Annotated in this window: 19 protein-coding genes; 14 read left to right on the forward strand and 5 right to left on the reverse strand. The window is 72.5% G+C overall.

Annotated features, from left to right (window positions below; genetic code table 11):
• The first annotated feature begins 13 nt into the window (after nt 1-13).
• Nucleotides 14-664, forward strand: coding sequence for a response regulator (locus tag AC27IY_RS33695; protein ID WP_364447208.1), 651 nt, complete (start codon nt 14-16; stop codon nt 662-664).
• Here the strand turns inward: AC27IY_RS33695 and AC27IY_RS33700 are convergent.
• From AC27IY_RS33700 to AC27IY_RS33710, 3 genes are read right to left on the reverse strand one after another with little or no spacing between them, the layout of a single operon-like run.
• Nucleotides 661-1602 carry a CU044_5270 family protein gene (locus AC27IY_RS33700; RefSeq protein ID WP_487180421.1) on the reverse strand — a complete coding sequence of 314 codons (942 nt, stop codon included), beginning with the start codon at nt 1600-1602 and terminating at the stop codon, nt 661-663. The genes AC27IY_RS33695 and AC27IY_RS33700 overlap by 4 nt on opposite strands.
• Nucleotides 1599-2195 carry an RNA polymerase sigma factor gene (locus AC27IY_RS33705; RefSeq protein WP_423449499.1) on the reverse strand — a complete coding sequence of 199 codons (597 nt, stop codon included), beginning with the start codon at nt 2193-2195 and terminating at the stop codon, nt 1599-1601. Before AC27IY_RS33705 ends, AC27IY_RS33700 begins: the two co-directional genes overlap by 4 nt.
• Nucleotides 2196-2216: 21 nt before the next feature.
• Complete coding sequence (locus AC27IY_RS33710; protein ID WP_487180422.1) at nt 2217-3698, reverse strand: DUF1349 domain-containing protein; 1482 nt, start codon at nt 3696-3698, stop codon at nt 2217-2219.
• Nucleotides 3699-3837: 139 nt separating this feature from the next.
• On the opposite strand from AC27IY_RS33710, the gene AC27IY_RS33715 reads away from it, so the two are divergent.
• Genes AC27IY_RS33715 through AC27IY_RS33725 form a run of 3 tightly spaced genes read left to right on the forward strand, consistent with a single transcriptional unit; the run spans nt 3838 to nt 6462 of the window.
• A complete protein-coding gene (locus AC27IY_RS33715) occupies nt 3838-4500 on the forward strand; it encodes a response regulator transcription factor (RefSeq protein ID WP_487180423.1) in 663 nt (220 codons plus the stop codon).
• Complete coding sequence (locus AC27IY_RS33720; protein WP_487180424.1) at nt 4497-5594, forward strand: sensor histidine kinase; 1098 nt, start codon at nt 4497-4499, stop codon at nt 5592-5594. Before AC27IY_RS33715 ends, AC27IY_RS33720 begins: the two co-directional genes overlap by 4 nt.
• Nucleotides 5595-5646: 52 nt before the next feature.
• Nucleotides 5647-6462: a MerR family transcriptional regulator gene (locus AC27IY_RS33725; RefSeq protein WP_487180425.1), complete on the forward strand. Its 816-nt coding sequence runs from the start codon at nt 5647-5649 to the stop codon at nt 6460-6462.
• On the opposite strand, the gene AC27IY_RS33730 is transcribed toward AC27IY_RS33725, so the two are convergent.
• Nucleotides 6452-6757, reverse strand: coding sequence for an antibiotic biosynthesis monooxygenase family protein (locus tag AC27IY_RS33730; RefSeq protein ID WP_364447218.1), 306 nt, complete (start codon nt 6755-6757; stop codon nt 6452-6454). The two genes, AC27IY_RS33725 and AC27IY_RS33730, sit on opposite strands and share 11 nt — an antisense overlap.
• Between AC27IY_RS33730 and AC27IY_RS33735 the strand changes: the two genes are divergently transcribed.
• Genes AC27IY_RS33735 through AC27IY_RS33750 form a run of 4 tightly spaced genes read left to right on the forward strand, consistent with a single transcriptional unit; the run spans nt 6742 to nt 11124 of the window.
• Nucleotides 6742-7155, forward strand: a complete 414-nt coding sequence (locus AC27IY_RS33735) for an aromatic-ring hydroxylase C-terminal domain-containing protein (RefSeq protein ID WP_487180426.1) — start codon at nt 6742-6744, stop codon at nt 7153-7155. The genes AC27IY_RS33730 and AC27IY_RS33735 overlap by 16 nt on opposite strands.
• A gap of 36 nt (nt 7156-7191) precedes the next feature.
• Nucleotides 7192-9540 (forward strand): beta-galactosidase, encoded by a 2349-nt coding sequence (locus AC27IY_RS33740; protein WP_487180427.1) that lies wholly within the window; start codon nt 7192-7194, stop codon nt 9538-9540.
• The gene (locus AC27IY_RS33745; protein ID WP_487180428.1) at nt 9537-10175 is read left to right on the forward strand and encodes a bifunctional 4-hydroxy-2-oxoglutarate aldolase/2-dehydro-3-deoxy-phosphogluconate aldolase; all 639 of its coding nucleotides are present in this window, start codon (nt 9537-9539) and stop codon (nt 10173-10175) included. The genes AC27IY_RS33740 and AC27IY_RS33745 overlap by 4 nt, the downstream gene beginning before the upstream one ends.
• Nucleotides 10168-11124 (forward strand): sugar kinase, encoded by a 957-nt coding sequence (locus tag AC27IY_RS33750; RefSeq protein ID WP_487180429.1) that lies wholly within the window; start codon nt 10168-10170, stop codon nt 11122-11124. The genes AC27IY_RS33745 and AC27IY_RS33750 overlap by 8 nt, the downstream gene beginning before the upstream one ends.
• A 23-nt stretch (nt 11125-11147) precedes the next feature.
• Here the strand turns inward: AC27IY_RS33750 and AC27IY_RS33755 are convergent, their stop codons facing one another.
• The gene (locus AC27IY_RS33755) at nt 11148-11867 is read right to left on the reverse strand and encodes a FadR/GntR family transcriptional regulator (RefSeq protein ID WP_364447235.1); all 720 of its coding nucleotides are present in this window, start codon (nt 11865-11867) and stop codon (nt 11148-11150) included.
• Between the two features lie 180 nt (nt 11868-12047).
• Between AC27IY_RS33755 and AC27IY_RS33760 the strand changes: the two genes are divergently transcribed.
• From AC27IY_RS33760 to dgoD, 6 genes are read left to right on the forward strand one after another with little or no spacing between them, the layout of a single operon-like run.
• On the forward strand, nt 12048-13382 hold the full coding sequence (locus tag AC27IY_RS33760; RefSeq protein WP_423476300.1) for an ABC transporter substrate-binding protein: 1335 nt from the start codon (nt 12048-12050) through the stop codon (nt 13380-13382).
• Between the two features lies 1 nt (nt 13383).
• Nucleotides 13384-14265, forward strand: a complete 882-nt coding sequence (locus tag AC27IY_RS33765; RefSeq protein ID WP_487180430.1) for a carbohydrate ABC transporter permease — start codon at nt 13384-13386, stop codon at nt 14263-14265.
• A complete protein-coding gene (locus tag AC27IY_RS33770; protein ID WP_371248224.1) occupies nt 14262-15095 on the forward strand; it encodes a carbohydrate ABC transporter permease in 834 nt (277 codons plus the stop codon). Before AC27IY_RS33765 ends, AC27IY_RS33770 begins: the two co-directional genes overlap by 4 nt.
• 13 nt (nt 15096-15108) lie before the next feature.
• Entirely contained in the window at nt 15109-16347 is a 1239-nt protein-coding gene (locus AC27IY_RS33775; RefSeq protein WP_487180431.1) for a cellulase-like family protein, read from the forward strand.
• Nucleotides 16344-17096 carry an SDR family NAD(P)-dependent oxidoreductase gene (locus tag AC27IY_RS33780; protein ID WP_487180432.1) on the forward strand — a complete coding sequence of 251 codons (753 nt, stop codon included), beginning with the start codon at nt 16344-16346 and terminating at the stop codon, nt 17094-17096. The genes AC27IY_RS33775 and AC27IY_RS33780 overlap by 4 nt, the downstream gene beginning before the upstream one ends.
• 12 nt (nt 17097-17108) lie before the next feature.
• Nucleotides 17109-18254 carry a galactonate dehydratase gene (dgoD, locus tag AC27IY_RS33785; RefSeq protein ID WP_487180433.1) on the forward strand — a complete coding sequence of 382 codons (1146 nt, stop codon included), beginning with the start codon at nt 17109-17111 and terminating at the stop codon, nt 18252-18254.
• Nucleotides 18255-18300: the final 46 nt, after the last annotated feature.

Raw genomic sequence — 18300 nt, forward strand, 5'->3', positions numbered from 1 at the left:
AGGAGGAAGTGGCGTGACCATCCGGGTGTTGATCGCCGACGACCAGCAGGCCGTACGCGAAGCCTTGATCTTGACGCTGGACGGCGAGCCCGACATCGAGGTCGTCGGCGAGGCGGCCGACGGGGCCGAGGCCGTGCACCTGGCGCTGTGGCGGCGGCCCGACGTGGTCGTGATGGACCTGCGCATGCCCTACGTCGACGGGATCGCCGCGATCCGGCAGCTCGCCGAGGTGGAGACGCCGCCGAGGGTGCTGGCGCTGACGACGTTCGACACCGACGAGTACCTGTTCGGGGCGCTCCAGTCGGGGGCCTCGGGGTTCCTGCTGAAGGACAGCGACCCCGAGCTGCTGCTGGAGGCCGTACGGGCGCTGCACGGCGGGCACGGACTGGTGGACCCGAAGGTCACCACCCGACTGATCCACCGCTTCGCACGGCTGTCGCCCGCGTCGGCCGCCGACGCGCGGCAGCGGCTGACCACCCGTGAGCTGGAGGTGCTCCGCCAACTGGCCCGGGGGCTCAGCAACGCGGAGATCGCCCGTGCCCTCACCATCGAGGAGGGCACGGTCAAGACCCACGTCGCCAGCATCCTGCGCAAACTCGGGCTGCCCTCGCGGGTGCGCGCCGTCATCTACGCCTACGAGCACGGCCTGGCCCCGCGCGACTAGACGCAGCCTTCCCGCTTCACGGACGTGGACCAGGCCGGGAGCACGTCGGTGAGCTGCGGGCGGGTGAGGGACCAGACCTCACGTCCGTGCCCCGGCACGAGCTCCTGGCCGCCCAGGAGGACGTAGGAGCTCTTGTCGAAGATGAGGGACTCGCGGGAGACGGCGCCTCCGGGGCCTCGGTCGTCCACCCGGGTCACGGCGATGCCCGATCGGCCGGTGGCGTCCTCGAGCTCCTCCGTCTCGATGCCCGGCAGGGTCGCGGCGATCCTGAAGATGGCCGCCTGCTGCTCGGGCGGGACCGGGCTGCCGAGGAGGTTGATGACGGCGTTCCAGGTCCGGGCCGCGGCGTCCTTGCCGGCGGTCATCGGGTATCCGGCCAGCTTGCGCCGGAGCTGCTCCTGGTCGGTCGGCCACTTCCGGAGGTCGGCGTAGGCGGGGCGGCCGGCGCCGCGTTCGGGGCAGCGGGTCAGGAGTTCCTTGTACTCGGGGCTCTGCGGCCTGGACTTGGGCGGCTTGTGCCAGAGGAGTCCGGGGCGGGAGCCGTCGACGGACTCCCAGACCTCGCCCGTGACGTGGCGCGGGCCGACATTGGGAACCCCGTTCTCGCTGCGGGTCTCCGCGATCCGCTCGTAGTGGAGGTACTGGTCGTCGCGGGGCTCCGGCCAGGGGGCGGCGGTGGCGGCCTCGGCCGCCAGCCGCAGGACCTCGGCGGCGCTCGCGGGCGCGCCGGAGCCGAACGTCTGCACGGCGATCACTCCCGCGGCCATCGCCGCGACCAGCCCGCCCGCCAGCGACACGCGCCGCGGCCCGACCGGCCGCCGCTTCGTACGGGCTTCGGCCAGCAGGGCGGTACGGGCGGGGGCCAGGCGCTCCGCCGTGGGGTGCGGCTGGTCGGCGAACAGATCGCGCAGTTCGGCCAGGTCGGTCCGGTCGTTCATGAGGTCTGCTCCGTCGTGGGGTCGGTGCTGCCGAGGACGTCGCGGACGATGGCCCGCGCGCGGTTGAGGCGGGAACGCACGGTCCCGATCGGGATGGACAGGGCGTCGGCGACCTCCTCGTAGGTGAGGTCGGCCCAGGCCACGAGTAAGAGGACGTCGCGGTCGCGGCTCTTGAGCGAGGCGAGCGCCTGGGCGAGCGGCCGGCGTACGGCGTGCGCGCTCGCCCGCTCAAGGGCTTGTTCGGCGGCGTCGCCGGCGTCGGGGAGCGCGCCCACTTTCGCGTACGCCTTGTAGCGGTGGATCTCGGCCCGCCGGTGGCGGCGGATGAAGTTGGTCGCGAAGCCGTACAGCCAGGGAAGGGCCTCCGGCCGGGCGGTGTCGTAGTCGCGGCGCTGCCGGAACGCGGCGAGGAACGTCTCGGAGACGACGTCGTCGGCCACGTCGTCGCCGAGCCGGCGGGCCACATATCGGTGGATCTGTCCGGCGTGCCGGTCGAACAGCAGGGCGAAATCCTCGGGATCTCGCCATGACCGTTCGATCAGCTCGGCGTCGGACAGGGTCGTGCTGAGCGGCATGTGGTTGGGCCTTTTCAAGGAAGTAGTGTCGCCCGTCTTTCACCTGAGCCGGGAATCGAGTTCACGGCGTGCTCTCCTGCCGTGCGCGGCGATCGCGGCCGCGAGCGCGAAGGCGGCATATCCGCACGTCACCGCCAAACCCGCCCACGGCGAAAGCGGGTAGTAGCCCCCGAGCAGTGACGGACCGACGTCCACGTGCGCGAACGTCGGGACGCTCTGCGTGATCGCGAACCCGGCGGCGGGAGTGACCATCAGCAGCCACGGCGCCAGGCCCGCGGTCGCCAGCCCGTACGGCACGACGACCAGCGCGACGGACAGCCCGGCGGCGACGACACCCCGCCTGACCAGCGCGGCCAGGCCCAGGGCCAGCACGGCGGCGGCCGCGGTCAGCGCCGCGTGGCCGACGACCACCCGGAGCCCGGTGCCCAGGGTGATCGGCTGGATCGGGTTCCGATGGGCGCGCAACAGCGCCAGACCGGCGGGGACCACCACCCCCGAGGTCACCAGCCCCGCCACGAACGCGACCCCGCCGAGCACCACGGCCCGGGCCACCAGCCGCCGCGCCCGGCGCTCCGCCGCGCAGAACGTCACCGCCGCCACGAGCACCGGGATCAGCCCCACGGCCCCGCCGATCAGCATGAGGTCGGCGCGGATGCCGCCCTCCACCGTGGCGGGCCCGATGTCGCCGCCGCCGGTCACGACGAGCTTGCCGCCGGACTCGACGACCCCGCCCGGGTGGTGCGGGGTCCTGCCGTCGGACTCCAGGCCGACGCCGACGTCGTCGTGCCGCCACGAGCCGTCCGCGCCCTGCAGCGTGATCCGGTCGAAGGTGGCGGTGGCCTGGGCGAAGGCTTTCGCCATGTCCCACAGGACGCCCGGCGAGGTGGCGAACAGCCCGATCTCGACCGTCTCCGGCAGCCCGGCCAGCCGGACCGTGCCGATCCGGGTCCACGTCCTGCCGTCGTCCGACTCGTAGCCGCTGATCGTGTCGCCCGACCTGGTCAATCTCAGCCACTGCGAGCCGTTGTGAGGACCGCCGGGAATGTCGTGGACGTAGTTGTGCTGCATCCGCACGCCGTGAGCTCCGGTGAGCATGACGGCCGCGTACGGTGTGCCCTGCTTGAGGCTCTGCCTGACGAGGAGGCCGGCCTTGGCCCAGGGCACCACTCCTTCCGCGACGTTGCGCACGCCGGGCACGACGTCCGGCAGCCGCAGCTGCCCGGTCAGGTCCGAGACGCGGGCGGTGATGCCGCCGTTCCCCTTGAGCGGCTGGTGCACGAAGTAGTACTTGTCCTTGACCGCCGTGCCGTCGGGTCCCAGCAGCGGCGCGGGGCAGGGGCCCTCGCCCTTGCCGGTCACGCAGGTGGTGCGGACGCCCCCGGCGATCAGCAGCCCGAGCGACACGGTGACCAGCACGGAGGCCGCCATGGCGAGCAGCAGGCCGCGCGAGGAGCGGAGCCTGGCCCACTCCGCGCGCAGCGCCTGGGAGAAGCCGTCCTGTCCGGCCGTGGATGATCTCATGGCGACGGTTGTACGCGGCGTCCGGTTCCGGCCGGGTCGCACCGGCTGCGACCCGGCTGGAACCCGGCGTCTGGCATCGTGGGCGCATGGCTCCTCCACCCACCGGACGGCCCGCCCGCACGAGGATCGGCGGCGGGCGGTGAGGGTCCTCGTCGTGGAGGACTTCGAGGTCCTCGCCCGCTCGATCGGCACCGGGCTGCGCCGCGAGGGCATGGCCGTGGACGTCGTCCTGGACGGCGGCGCCGCCCTCGACCGGCTGGCCGTCACCCGCTACGACGTGGTGATCCTCGACCGCGACCTGCCCAGCGTCCACGGGGACGAGATCTGCCGGCGGCTCGCCCACGGCCGTTGCGAGAGCCGCGTGCTGATGCTCACCGCCTCCGGCACGGTCGAGGACCGCGTCGCCGGGCTCGGCCTCGGCGCCGACGACTACCTGCCCAAGCCGTTCGCGTTCGCCGAGCTGGTCGCCCGTGTCCGCGCGCTGGCCCGCCGCGCCACCCCGCCGCTCCCGCCCACCCTGGCGTACGGGGACCTCACCCTCGATCCGGCCCGCCGCACCGCGTTCCGGGGCGGCCGGCGTCTTGAGCTGAGTCCTCGCGAGTTCGCCCTGCTCGAATGCCTGCTGGCGGTGCCCGGCCTGGTCATCTCGGCCGAGGAGCTGCTGGAGCGCGTCTGGGACGAGGCCGCCGACCCCTTCAGCAGCGCCGTCAAGCACACCGTGCACCGGCTGCGGGCCAAGCTCGGCGACCCGCCGGTGATCGAGACCGTCCGCGAGGGCGGCTACCGCATCGGGCCGTCATGACCCGGCTCGCCAGAAGGTCCCTGCGGAAGCGGCTCGCCCTCGCCTACGCGGCGGGCGTCTACGCCGCCGGAGTCCTCGTGCTCGTCGTCGTCGACCTCCCGCTCGCCACCGTCCAGGCGACCAGACCCGCGGGCCACTCCTCAGCGAGCGCGGCCGCCGCAGCCGGGCCGGGGATCAGCCTGCCCCAGCTCCTCGTGGGGTCCGCCGTCGCCCTGGTCCTGCTGATCCCGGTCGCGCTGGCCCTCGGCTGGTACGTCGCCGGCCGGTTCCTGCAGCCGCTGCGCGCCATCACCGCCACCGCCGAAGTCATCTCGGCGGGCAATCTGCACCGGCGTCTGGACCTCGGCGAGCCCGTGGACGAGCTGACCGCGCTCGGCCACACTCTCGACGACCTGTTCGCCCGCCTGGAGGCGTCCTTCGACGCCCAGCGTCACTTCGTGGCCAACGCCTCCCACGAGCTGCGCACGCCGCTCGCCGGTCTGCGTACCCTCCTCGAAGTCGCCCTCGCCGACCCCGACGCCGACGCGGACGCCCTGCGCGCGGCCTGCGAGGAGGCCCTGGCCCTCGGCGGGCACCAGGAGCGGCTGGTCGAAGCGCTGCTCGCCCTGGCCACGAGCGAGCGCGGCGTCACCCGCCGGGACACCGTCGACCTCGCCCACGTCGTGGAAGAAGTACTCGCCACCCGCCGCGACCAGGCGACGGAGAACGGCATCGACCTCGCCGCGCACCTGACGCCCGCCGTGACGGCGGGAGACCCGGGACTGATCGAAAGCCTCGTCACCAACCTCCTCGACAACGCCGTCCGTCACAACCACCCGGGCGGGCACGTGAAGGTCACCACGCGGACCGTCGGCACGCAGGTGGCCCTGACGGTCGCCAACAGCGGGCCGGTCATCCCCGAGGACCAGGTCCAGCGCCTCTTCCAGCCCTTCCAGCGGCTGGCGCCCGACCGGCACGGCCCCCGCGACGGCTACGGCCTCGGCCTCGCCATCGTCGACGCCGTCACGCGGGCTCACCGCGCCACCCTCGTCACCGAGGCACGCCCCGAGGGCGGTCTGTCCATCACCGTACGATTCGTCCGCGCCGCCTCCTGAAAGAGTGAGCCTTGACCCTCACACCGTGTCAGGCGGTCAACTCGGAGACATCATGTTCACCATCGGAGACTTCGCCCGGCACGGCCGCGTCTCGGTCCGGATGCTGCGTCATTACGACGCGACCGGCCTGCTGCGCCCGGCCCACGTCGACCCGGCCACCGGCTACCGCTACTACACGGCCGCACAGCTGGCCCGGCTCAACCGCGTCATCGCGCTCAAGGACCTCGGCTTCACCCTCCGGCAGGTTCAGCTGATCCTGGACGAGAAGGTGACCACCGAGGAGCTGCGCGCCATGCTCCGGCTGCGGCGTGCCGAGCTGGAGGCGGCGATGACGGCCGCGGCGGCCCGGCTGGCCCAGGTCGAGGCGAGGCTCCGCTCGATCGAGAGCGAGGGGCAGATGGCCAGCAGCGATGTCGTACTGAAGAGCCTGCCGAGCGTGCGGGTGGCCGAGCTGACCGGGGTGGCGCCGGACTTCGACGCCATCGGCCCGGTCGTGCAGCCGCTCTACGACGAGTTGTTCCGGCGCCTGGAGGCGGCGGGCATCGCCCCCTCCGGGCCCGGGGTCACCTGCTACGAGGACGCGCCGGACGGCGGGATCCTCATCCACGCGGGCGTCGAGGTCTCCGCGCCCCTCGGCGAGGACGACGGGCTGCGGATCGTGGACCTGCCGCCCGTCGAGCAGGCGGCGACGGTCATGCACCGCGGCTCGATGGACGCCGTCCTGCCCACCGTCCAGACCCTGGGCCGCTGGATCGACGCCAACGGTTACCGCTCGATCGGCTATCCCCGCGAGATCAACCTGGAATGCCCTGACGACCACGACGAGTGGGTCACCGAGCTCCAGGAACCGGTCACCGTCAGAGGTTGACCGCGACCTCGTGGTGCGTGACGCGTTCGTCCCATCGGGTCAGGGCGCGGCGGGCCGCGTCTTCGACGACGGCCTGCTCCGGGTCCTCCCCGGCGAACGCGCGCACGTCCTCCATGCTGGCGAAGAAGGTGATGGAGGTGAACATCACTTCTTGGTCGTCGTGGTGGCGCAGCAGCCGGGCGCCGCGGAAGCCGGTGACCTGCTGGAGGTGCTCGGCCACCTCGGACTCGTAGTGGCGCTGATAGTCGTCGGCCGTCGCTGTCGGGGCCCATCCTCGCCATGTTCGCGCGATCATGCGGTGCACCTGGCCTTCCTTGTTCTCGCCCGCGTCTCAGGGTCGGGGGCTCATGCCGGCGAAGACTGCTTGGAGCACCCGATCGTAGTACGCGGGCGTCAGCGGCTCGTGGGAGATCACACACCGACGCCGGCGTGACGAGCGTCGCCCGGCTCATGCATCCCGCCAGACCCGTCCTGCTCGACCTCGCCGGCCGCGCCGACCTGCGCGAGGCCGCCCACGACTGGAAGGACCGCATCGACATCCACACCGCCAGGACCGACGACCGCCCGGCCGACGCCCTGCTGATCCGCCCGGACGCCCACGTCGCCTGGGCCGCACCGCTCGACGAACCCGCCGCAGCAGCCACGCCCGCGCTGCGAGAAGCGCTCTCCAGCTGGTTCGGCTCACCCAACTAGTAGTATTTATTCGCAGAGTCATAGTACTGTGCGGCTGTGCGACGACTCGACATCCCGCGACAGATCCCCCCGCCCGCGGAAGGCCACCTGCGGCTGGGCGATCTCCCCGGCCAGCCCGACGCGATCACCGTGAACTCCCGGCACCTGAGCCGGAGAGGCAGACCGTGGTTCCCGATCATGGGAGAGTTCCACTACGGCCGCTACCCGGCGGCCGAATGGCGGGAAGAGCTGCTGAAGGTGCGGGCGGGCGGAGTGACGGTCGTCGCCACGTACGTCTTCTGGATCCTGCACGAGGAGCGGCGCGGCGTCTTCGACTGGAGCGGCGACCGCGACCTGCGCCGATTCGTGACCACCTGCGCCGAGCTGGGGCTCGACGTGGTGGCGCGGATCGGGCCGTGGGGGCACGGGGAGTCGCGCAACGGCGGCTTCCCCGACTGGGTGCTGGAGGCCGACTGCGTGCCACGCACCGACGACCCCCGCTACCTCGAACTGGTCCGGCCGCTGTACGAGCAGATCGGCGCCCAGCTCGCCGGCCTGACCCGCGAGCACGGCGGTCCCGTGGTCGCGGTGCAGGTGGAGAACGAGCTGTACGACCAGCCGGACCATCTCCTCACGCTCAAGCGCATGGCGAAGGCGGCCGGCATCGACGCGCCGCTGTGGACGGCGACCGGCTGGGGGCACGCGCAGTTGCCGCCGGACGAACTGATCCCGCTGTTCGGCGGGTACTCCGAGGCCGCGTGGGACACCGCCCATGACGGCTGGCCGCAGCAGAGCCGGGCCCACTACTTCTTCGGGCCCGGCCGGGACGACGACTCCATCGGCGCGGACCTGCGCACCACCGAGGTGACCGGCTCGGACGAGAGCCATCTGGCGCGCTACCCGTTCGCCACCTGCGAGCTTGGCGGCGGGATGTACACCTCCTACCACCGCCGGCCGATCGTGAAGGCGCCCGACATCGCCGCGCTGGGGCTGGTGAAGCTGGGCAGTGGTTCGGTGTGGCAGGGCTACTACATGTACCACGGGGCGTCCCAGAAGATCGGCGCGCTGTCCACGCTGCAGGAGTCGCACGCCACCGGCTACCCCAACGACTGCCCGGTGATCAGCTACGACTTCCAGGCGCCGCTCGGCGAGTACGGCCAGTTCCGCGACTCCTTCCACCACCTGCGGCTGCAGCATCTGTGGCTGGCCGCCGACGGCCCGGACCTGGCCACCACGACGCTGGTGATGCCGCCGGACGCCCCCGACGACACCGCCGACCGGGAGACGCTGCGCTGGTGCGTACGCTCCGACGGCCGCTCGGGTTTCCTGTTCGTCAACAATCACCAGCCGGTCGAGACCCTGCCCGCCCACGAGGACGTGCGGTTCACGGTCGAGCTGGACGGCCGCGAGCTCGTCGTGCCGCGTGAGCCGGTGACGGTGCCGTCCGGGGCGTACTTCGTCTGGCCGCTCGCGCGTCCGGTCGGCGGCAGCCTGCTGCTGACCGCCACCGCGCAGCCCATGGGGGTGCTCGACGCCGACGAGCCGGTCCACGTCTTCTGCCAGACCGCCGGCATCCCGGTGGAGCTCGTCTTCGACGCCGCCACCGTCGCCGAGGCCGAGGGCCCCGCGACCGTGGAGCACGACGGCGACCGCCTCGTGATCACCGGCCTCGTCCCGGGCCCCGGCTGCCTGGTGCGGGTGCGCGACGCGTCCGGCGCCCGCGCGGCCGTCCTGGTCCTGGACGCCGCCACGGCCCTGACCGCGGCCCGGGGAAGGCTCTGGGGGGCTGACCGGCTGGTGTTGAGCGAGCGGCCGGTGGTGATCGAGGAGGACCGCCTGGTGGTGTACGGCCAGGGCTCCTCCGACGTGCGGATCCACCCCGCTCCGGACTCCGCGACGCGGACCGACGGCGTGTTCGGCCTGCTGCCGGTGCCCACCTCCGGCCAGGTGCCCGAGGCGAAGGTGGAGGAGGTCCAGCAGGCGGGCACGGCCCGGCGACCGGTGATCGACGCCGCCTCCGGCCGGGCCTCCGCCCCCACCGACGCGGACTTCGAGCAGGCCGCGGTGTACCGCATCACCGTCCCCGCGGAGGCTTTCGCGGGCGAGGGGGAGGTGCTGCTGCGCCTGGACTGGGCCGGCGACGTCGGCCGCGCCTACGTCGGCGGCCGGCTGGTGGCCGACCAGTTCTGGTACGGCCCCGCCTGGGAGATCGGCCTGCGCCGCTTCCGCGAGGAGATCCTGGAGCACGGCGTCGAGGTGCGGCTGCTGCCGCTGAGCCAGGACGCCCCCGTGTTCGTCTCGCCCGAGGCGCGCCCCGCCGCCTACCCCGGCGGCTCCGTCCTGGAACTGCGCTCGGTCACCCTCGTCCCGGTTCCCCGCACCGTGATCACCGAGGACGGCCGATGACGACACTGGACGACGCGCTGGCCGCCCTGCCCGTCATCGCCATCATCAGGGCCGCCGCCTCCCGCCACCTCAACGCCGTGCTGGAGACCCTCGCCGGCGCCGGCGTCCGCGCGATGGAGGTCACCATGACGACTCCCGGCGCGGCCGAGGCCATCCGGTGGGCGGCCGGGGGCGGGCTTCCCGGAGTGGCGATCGGGGCGGGCACGGTGCTCGACGCGGACGCGGCCCGCCAGGCCGTGGACGCCGGCGCCGGTTACCTGATCACGCCGGCCGTGCTGCCCGAGGTGATCGGCGAAGGCCGGCGGCTCGGCGTCCCCGTCCTGCCGGGGGCGTTCACGCCGACGGAGATCCTGCAGGCGTGGTCGCAAGGGGCCGCCATGGTCAAGGTCTTCCCGGCGGGCGCGGCGGGCGGCCCCGGCTACATCAAGGACGTACGTGCCCCGCTGCCGCAGATCCCGCTGGTGCCGACGGGCGGCATCGGCATCGGGGACGTGCCGGGCTACCTGCGGGCCGGGGCGCGGGCCGTGGGGATGGGCTCGCCGCTGCTGGGCGACGCGTGCGCGGACGGCGACACGGCGGCGCTGGCCGCCCGCGCCGAACGGCTGGTCGAGACCGTCAGGGGCTCGGATGGGTGAGCTGGTCACCCTGGGCGAGGCGATGGCGGTGACGCGGGTGTCCGGCATCGGCCCGCCGGCCCCCGGCGCCGCGGCCACGCTGTCGTACGCGGGCGCGGAGGCGACCGTCGCCATCGGGGTGGCCAGGCTGGGACACCGCGCCACCTGGCTGGGACGGCTCGGCCGGGACGCGGCGGCCGACATGATCCTGACCTCGCTGCGGGGCGAGGGCGTGGACGTCTCCCGTACCGTCCGCGACGACGACCGGCCCACCGGGCAGATGACGCGTCACCGGCGGACCGCCGACCGGGTGGTGGTCGCCTACCACCGCATGGACGGGGCCGGGGTGCGGCTGTCGCCCGGCGACGTCGCCGCCGAGGCGATCAGTTCGGCGGACGTGCTGCACCTGACGGGGATCACGCCCGCGCTCGGCCCCGGACCCGCGGCCGCCGTGGAGCGGGCCCTGGCGGTCGCCGAGCAAGCGAACGTGCCGGTCAGCTTCGACGTCAACTACCGGTCCCTGCTGTGGCCGCCGGAACAGGCCGGCGAGGTGCTGCGGCGGCTCGCCGGCCGGGCGGAGGTGGTGTTCGCCGGCCTGGAGGAGGCGCGGCTCGTCGTGAACGGGCCACCGGCGGGGGACGACCCGGCCGTGCTGGCCCGGCTGCTGCTGGAGCTGGGGCCGCGCGAGGTCGTCATCAAGCTGGGGCGCGAGGGCGCGTACGTCACCGACGGGAACGAGGCGCTGCGGGTGCCCGCCCGCCAGGTCACCGAGGTGGACCCGGTCGGGGCGGGTGACGCCTTCGTCGCGGGCTACCTGGCCGGGCGGCTGGACGGGCTCGGCCTGGCCGGCCGGGCGGAGCTCGGCGTGACGTGCGGCGCGTTCGCCGTGGCGACGTGGGGCGACTGGGAGGGGCTGCCGCGGCGGCGCGAGCTGGACCTGCTGGCGGCGGGTGACGGTGTGGCCCGCTGACGCTCGAAGAACAGGCAGGACGATCAGGGTCCGGCCTGTTCTCCGTGCACCTTCTTGGCCAGCTCGACGTCCGCGATGGAGCGCTCGATGAGCGCCCGCATCGCGGACTCGGCCGCCCTGGGACGCTGCTTGCGTACGGCGAGCAGCACCTCGGCGTGCTTGTCGGCGGACTCGCTGGTGAGCGTCGCGTGCACGAACTGGTCGCGCAGCCGCAGCCCCGCCTCGATGGCGGTGGCCATCTGCGCCATCAGCTCGTTGTGCGCGGCGCGCAGCAGGGCGTGGTGGAAGCCCAGGTCGGCCTCCACGTGATCGACGGCCGGCCTGCCCGCCGCGATCCGCATGGCGGCCAGCGCGTCCTCCAGATCGGCCAGGTCACGGTCGGTGCGGCGCTGCGCCGCCATGCGCGCCACGGCCGGCTCGACGGTCAGCCGCACCTCGCCCAGCTCGTCCAGGAACGTCTCGTCCACCCGGTCGGCGAAGCGCCAGCGCAGCACGTCGGCGTCGAGCAGCGCCCAGTGCTCACGCGCCGCCACGAAGGTGCCCCGCCTGGGCCGGGCTCCGACCAGCCCCTTGGCGGCCAGCACGCGCAGCGCCTCGCGCACGGCCGTCCTGCTCACGGAGAAACGCTCCTGCAGCGCCGCCATGTCGAGGTCGTCGTCAGGGGAGATGTCGCCGTTGACGATGGCCGCGCCCAGGCTGTTGACCACCCGGTCGTGCGCGCCGGCTCTCCCGATCTCCGTCATGCCGGAATCATGCCACGCCCGCACTCCGCGCCGCCGTCCTCATAGATCGCTGACGTCTCCGCTGATCATACTAGTCTAAAAAGTAATCGTATTTATTGTTGACTTTGACGAGGTGGGGCGGCATTCTGCTCGTCAAGTCCCGTATCCGGGCATCTCACACCCCCAACGAAGGAGTCGACGATGAGCGACGTGACGCGCCGGGCCTTCCTGCGTCGGACCGGTCTGATCGGAGGTGGTCTGCTCGCCGCACCGGTGCTCGGCGCCTGCGGCGGCGGGACCGGCGGTGGCCAGGCGGTCACGTCGGGCGCGGTGACGATCGGCTTCTGGACGCACGACCCGGGCTACGTGAAGACCTTCACGGCGTCGGCCAAGCGGCTCACCGACGCGCCCGGCGGCGCGTTCGACTACACGCTGAAGACCACCCAGGCCGACAGCGAGGCCCTGGTCACCAAGATGGTCTCGCAGGGCGCGGCCGGCACCGGGACCCCCGACCTGATCGGCATCGTGATCAGCGTCTTCCCGCGGGTCATGACCGGCGGCATCGGCAAGCAGCTCCTGCTCGGCCTGGACGGCCTCGTCGCCCCCGTGAAGGACGACCTGCTGCGCACCGCCCCGTACAGCATCGACGGCAAGCTGTACGCGCTGGAGTCCGACACCTGCCTCAGCGTCATGTACTACCGCGAGGACGAGTTCAAGAAGAACGACATCCCGGAGGACGTCGGCACCTGGGAGGAGCTGGCGCAGATCGGCGCCCGGGTCCACGAGAAGACCGGTCAGTCGCTGGGCACGGTCTCGACGGGCGACAGCACCTCCATCACGAACGCGTTCCTGCAGTTGCTGCTGCAGCGCGGCGGCGGCTACTTCGACGAGGGCGGCAACCTCGTCCTGGACTCCCCGGAGGCCGTCGAGGTGCTCGACTTCATGGCCAAGGGCGTGGCGAGCGGCTTCCTGCTGGCCCTGCCCGACCCGTACGGCGCCCCGAACACCGCCGCGCTCAAGAACGGCAAGCTCATCGCCACCGTGATGCCGAACTGGTACAACGTCTACGGCCTGCAGACCAACGTGCCCGAGCAGAAGGGCAAGTGGCGCATCCGCAACCTGCCCAAGTTCGCGGGCGGCGGCCACATCTCCTCCGCGCTCGGCGGCACCGGCTTCGCCGTCCTCAAGGACAAGCCCAACACCGCGGCCGCCACCGAGCTGCTCAAGCAGACCTACCTGACCAGGGAAGGGCAGCTGCTGCGCTTCCAGCAGGGCGGCTTCCTGCCCACGCTCAAGCCGCTGTACCAGGACAAGGACTTCCTCGACTTCGAGGACGAGTACCTGGGCGGGCAGCGCCTGTTCGACGTCTACACCCCCGCCTCCCAGGACAGCCCGGTCTTCTACCAGAACGCCCAGCTGAACGTGCTCATCGAGGCGCTCGGCGGCCCCGTGCTGGAGACGCTGCAGGGCAAGAAGAAGCCCGCCGAGGCGATCAAGGAGGCGACGGCCGCCTACACCAGCAAGAAGGGCAACTGAGGTGCCGTCCGCCGCGACGCGGCGGGCGCTCGCGCCCTACGCCTTCATCTCCCCGTTCTACCTGCTGTACGCGCTGTTCCTGGTCGTCCCGATCGGCATCGGCGGCTACCTGAGCCTGACCGAGTGGGCCGGGCTCGGCACTCCGCTGTGGGTGGGGCTGGACAACTACATCCGGCTGTTCGGCGACGCGAGCTTCGTGACCGCCGTCGTCAACACCGTGCTGTACGTGCTGTTCTCGGTGTGCGTCGTGGTGCCGGCCGCGCTGCTGATCGCCCAGGCGCTCAACGCGCGCGGCCTGCGCGGCCGCGACTTCTTCCGGCTGACGTTCTTCGTCCCCGTCGTGCTGTCGCCGATCATCATCGCGCTGGTCTTCACTCTGTTCTACGACCGCGAGTACGGCCTGTTCAACGCCGCGCTCCGGGGATTCTTCGGCTGGGGCGGCATCGACTGGCTGGGCGAGCCCTCATGGGCGAAGGCCAGCGTGATGCTGCTGGTGCTGTGGCGCTGGACCGGCTACCTGACGATCTTCTTCCTGGCCGGACTGAAGAACATCCCGCGCGAGCTGTACGAGGCCGCCGACATCGACGGCGCCGGCCGGGTGCACAGCTTCTTCAACGTCACCCTTCCCATGCTCAAGCCCGTCACCGCGTTCGTCGCCGTCACCGTCATGGTCGGCACCGCGCAGATCCTGGAGGAGCCGATGCTGCTGACCAAGGGCGGCCCGGGCGAGGCGACGCTGTCGGTGGCGATGTTCATCTACCGGGAGGCGTTCACCCGCCAGCAGCTCGGCTACGCGGCCGCGGCCGGCGTCGTGATGTTCGTCATCGTCTTCCTCGTCGGGCGCGCCGCCAACGCGGTGTTCGGGGTGGGGAGGGACAAATGAGCCGCGGTTCGGCGACCCGCCGGCCCCGGCTGGTCTACGTCCTGCTGATCGCCCTCGTGGTGATGTTCGTGGTGCCGCTGCTGTGGGCGCTCAGCTCGTCGTTCAAGCACCGCGGCGACATCTTCACCTACCCGCCGCAGCCGCTGCCGTCGCCGTTCACGCTGGAGAACTACACGCGCCTGCTGGAGACGCAGCCGTTCTGGGGCTGGTTCGCGACCAGCACCATCGTGGCCGTGGTGTCCACCGCGGTGTCGGTGTTCGTGTGCGCGCTGGCCGGGTTCGCCTTCGCCAAATACCGCTTCCGCGGCAAGCGGCTGCTGTTCGACGTGATGTTCAGCTCCATGGCCGTGCCGTTCGCGGTGATCGTCGTGCCGCTGTTCGTCATGCTCGTCAAGGCCGGCGTCACCAACGTCTACTTCAGCCTGATCGTGCCGTGGGTGGCCCCCGCGTTCGGGATCTTCATGATGCGCCAGTACGCCGAGCAGGCCGTGCCCGACTCGGTGCTGGAGGCGGCCCGCATCGACGGCGCCTCGGAGTTCGGGCTGTTCACCCGCGTGGTGCTGCCGCTGCTGCGTCCCGCGCTGGGCGCGCTGGCGGTGTGGGGCTTCCTCAACAGCTACAACAGCTTCCTCTGGCCGCTCATCGTGGTCTCCGACCCGGCCCAGTACACGCTGCCGCTGGGCATCCAGTCGCTGTACGCCGCCGAGGCCCGCCAGGTCGACCTGGTGCTGGCCGGCAGCGTGCTCGCCGCCGTCCCCAGCCTGATCATGTTCATCCTGTTGCGCAAGCAGCTGCTCGACGGCCTGACCGCGGGCGCCGTCAAATCCTGAAGGAGCCGATCTCTTGTTCACGTTGACCATCACGCTCTGGGACTTCACCTGGTACACCAGGACCGGCCCCGGAGAGCCGTTCGAGGACCTGGACCGTGCCTTCACCGAGGCGGTGGCGCGCGGGTACAACACGGTGCGCGTCTGCGCCATGCCGTACCTGCTGTTCGGGTCCGGGCTGGACACCTCCGCGCTGACCTTCGGCCCCTTCGGCCGCGGCTACGGACTCCGCACCCGCTGGTACGACGTCCGCGAGACCACCACGCTGGACGGCCGCGCGCACCTGCTGGCGCTGTTCCAGGCCGCCCGGCGGCACGGCTGCCAGGTGATCGTCTCCTCCTGGGAGTACCAGCAGAGCTCCAGCTTCCTGACCGACCCCGCCTGGTACGAGGCGTTGCGCGCGGTGCCGGCCGAGCGGCGCGCGAACGCGCTGGCCGAGGCCCTCGCCGACCTGGTGGACTTCGTGGCCGGGCACGGCCTGGCCGAGCAGATCGCGTTCGTCGAGCTGCACAACGAGATCCAGGCCACCTGGCTCACCGAGGCGCTCGCGCCCGGCGAGTCCCCGGTGCTAGGCCTGCGGCCGTACCTGGAGCAGGCCGTCGACACGTTCAAGACCCGGCACCCGGACACTCCCGTGACGGTGAACTACGCCCGGGTGCCGCACGGCGAGATGCGCGGCATCCCCGCCAACATCGACGTCGCCGTCTTCCACCCTTACGTCTACGGCGTCCTGGACGAGCTCATCGACACCTTCGCGCTGCGCGACACCTCCGTGCCGTTCCCGCAGGAGCGCGCCCGGCGGGAGCTGCTCCGCCCGGACGCCCCCGACCTCGCGGACTGGCATCCGGAGCAGCGGTGGCGCGGCGCGGCCACGGTGGTGCCGCCCCGCGAGGTCTACCTCCACGACTGGTGCGATCCCGCCCGGTTCGACCGCTGGCTGTACGACCGGCACGCGGGGTACCGATACGGCATGGCCGAGAGGCTGCGCATCTGGATCGAGGTGGCCGCCGACTGGGCCGCCGCCCGAGACCTGCCCCTGGTGTTCGGCGAGGGCTGGGTCGGCTACACCCCGCTGCACGGCACCTTCGAGGAGGGGCCGGTAGGAGCGGGGATCTGCCTGGACGCCGTCCGGCACGCCCGGCGCGTCGGCGCGTGGGGCACCGTGGTCTGCTCGAACGCGGCCCCGCACCACCCGATGTGGGCCGACGTGGACCTGCAGGTCACCGCCAACGCCCTGTTCACGGGGCAGCGGTGAACGGCCGCTTCGAGGCCAGGACGGCCCTCGTCACCGGCGCCGCGTCGGGCATCGGCGCGGCCACCGCCCGCCGCCTGGCCGCCGAGGGGGCGCGGGTGCTGCTGGCCGACATCGCCGACGAGCGGGGCCGCGAGGTCGCCGCCGCGATCGGCGAGCGGGCGGCGTTCGCGCACCTGGACGTGTCCTCCGCGCGCGACTGGGCCGCCTGTCTCGACGAGGTGCGTGACCGGTTCGGCCGTCTGGACGTGCTGCACGCCAACGGCCCCGGCCGGGTCGTGCCCGCCCGCCCCGCGCACGAGCTGCCGGAGGCGGACTGGGACCTGCAGATCGACGTCACGCTCAAGGCCGCCTACCTGGCGGCGCGTACGTTCTGCCCGCTGCTGGCCGAGACCTTCGGCGCCCTGGTCGTCACCTCCTCGGTGCACGCCCAGACCGGCATCCCGGGCTGCGCGCCGTACGCCGCCGCCAAGGGCGGCCTGCAGTCGCTGACCCGGCAGCTCGCCGTCGAGTACGCCCCCCGGGTGCGCGTCAACGCCGTCGTCCCCGGCCCGATCATGAGCCCCGCCTGGGACGGCATCGACGAGCAGGCCCGCGCTGCCACCGTCGCGGAAACCCCGGCAGGCCGCTTCGGCACCCCCGACGAGGTGGCGGCGGCCGTCGCCTTCCTCGCCGCGCCGGAGGCCTCCTTCATCACCGGCGCCTGCCTCAACGTCGACGGCGGCTGGAGCATCTCCACCACCTCCTCCTAGAACGGACCCCCCATGAAAATCGTCTCGATGGACACCTTCCTCGTCCCGCCGCGCTGGCTGTTCCTGCGCGTCCGCACCGACGAGGGCGTCACCGGCTGGGGCGAGCCGGTCGTCGAGGGCCGGGCCGAGACCGTCCGGGCCGCCGTCGCCGAGCTGGCCGACCACCTGATCGGCGAGGACCCGCTCCGGATCGAGGACCACTGGCAGGTCCTGACCAAGGGCGGCTTCTACCGGGGCGGGCCGGTGCTGTCCAGCGCGGTCGCCGGCATCGACCAGGCGCTGTGGGACATCGCCGGCAAAGCCGCCGGGCTGCCCGTGCACCAGCTGCTCGGCGGCCCGGTGCGGGAGAAGGTCCGCATGTACGCCTGGATCGGCGGCGACCGCCCCGCCGAGGTGGCCGAGCTCGCCGCGACCCAGATCGAGGCCGGGTTCACCGCCGTCAAGATGAACGGCTCCGCCGAGCTGACCGCCATCGACACCCCGGCCCGCACCATGGAGGTCGTCCAGCGCGTCGCCGCCGTCCGCGAGGCCATCGGCGACCGCCACGACCTGGTGGTGGACCTGCACGGCCGGGCCTCCACCGCCATGGCCCGGCGGCTGCTGCCGCTGCTGGAGCCGTACCTGCCGCTGTTCGTGGAGGAGGCGGTGCTGCCCGAGCACTCACGCAACCTGGCCGCGCTCGCCGCGAGCACCTCGATCCCGCTCGCGACCGGCGAGCGGTTGTACTCGCGGTGGGACTTCCGCGAGGTCATCGGGAACGGCATCGCCGTCGCCCAACCGGACGTCAGCCACGCCGGCGGAATTTCGGAGGTCCGCCGGATCGCCTCGATGGCCGAGACCTATGACGTGACCATGGCCCCGCACTGCCCGCTCGGCCCCGTCTCGCTGGCCGCCAGCCTGCAACTGGCCTTCGCCATCCCCAACTTCCTCATCCAGGAGCAGAGCGTCGGCATCCACTACAACGAGGGCAACGACGTCCTGGACTACCTCGTCGACCCCGCCCCGCTGACGTTCCCCGGCGGGTACGCCACCCGCACCACCCTCCCCGGCCTCGGCATCGAGATCGACGAGGCCGAGGTGGAGCGGATGGCACGGCAGGGCCACCGCTGGCGCAGCCCGCTGTGGCGGCACGCCGACGGCTCCTTCGCCGAGTGGTGACGATCAGGCCCGCCTCACTTCCCCGCCCTATCACTCTCCGTTACCA

The organism is Nonomuraea sp. B208 (assembly GCF_057536035.1).

Coding starts and splice junctions, on each gene's coding strand:
- AC27IY_RS33700 (WP_487180421.1), bottom strand. CDS start 1,602: ATGAACGACCGGACCGACCTGGCCGAACTGCGCGATCTGTTCGCCGAC.
- AC27IY_RS33710 (WP_487180422.1), bottom strand. CDS start 3,698: ATGAGATCATCCACGGCCGGACAGGACGGCTTCTCCCAGGCGCTGCGC.
- AC27IY_RS33720 (WP_487180424.1), top strand. CDS start 4,497: ATGACCCGGCTCGCCAGAAGGTCCCTGCGGAAGCGGCTCGCCCTCGCC.
- AC27IY_RS33725 (WP_487180425.1), top strand. CDS start 5,647: ATGTTCACCATCGGAGACTTCGCCCGGCACGGCCGCGTCTCGGTCCGG.
- AC27IY_RS33735 (WP_487180426.1), top strand. CDS start 6,742: ATGTTCGCGCGATCATGCGGTGCACCTGGCCTTCCTTGTTCTCGCCCG.
- AC27IY_RS33730 (WP_364447218.1), bottom strand. CDS start 6,757: ATGATCGCGCGAACATGGCGAGGATGGGCCCCGACAGCGACGGCCGAC.
- AC27IY_RS33745 (WP_487180428.1), top strand. CDS start 9,537: ATGACGACACTGGACGACGCGCTGGCCGCCCTGCCCGTCATCGCCATC.
- AC27IY_RS33750 (WP_487180429.1), top strand. CDS start 10,168: ATGGGTGAGCTGGTCACCCTGGGCGAGGCGATGGCGGTGACGCGGGTG.
- AC27IY_RS33755 (WP_364447235.1), bottom strand. CDS start 11,867: ATGACGGAGATCGGGAGAGCCGGCGCGCACGACCGGGTGGTCAACAGC.
- AC27IY_RS33760 (WP_423476300.1), top strand. CDS start 12,048: ATGAGCGACGTGACGCGCCGGGCCTTCCTGCGTCGGACCGGTCTGATC.
- AC27IY_RS33770 (WP_371248224.1), top strand. CDS start 14,262: ATGAGCCGCGGTTCGGCGACCCGCCGGCCCCGGCTGGTCTACGTCCTG.
- dgoD (WP_487180433.1), top strand. CDS start 17,109: ATGAAAATCGTCTCGATGGACACCTTCCTCGTCCCGCCGCGCTGGCTG.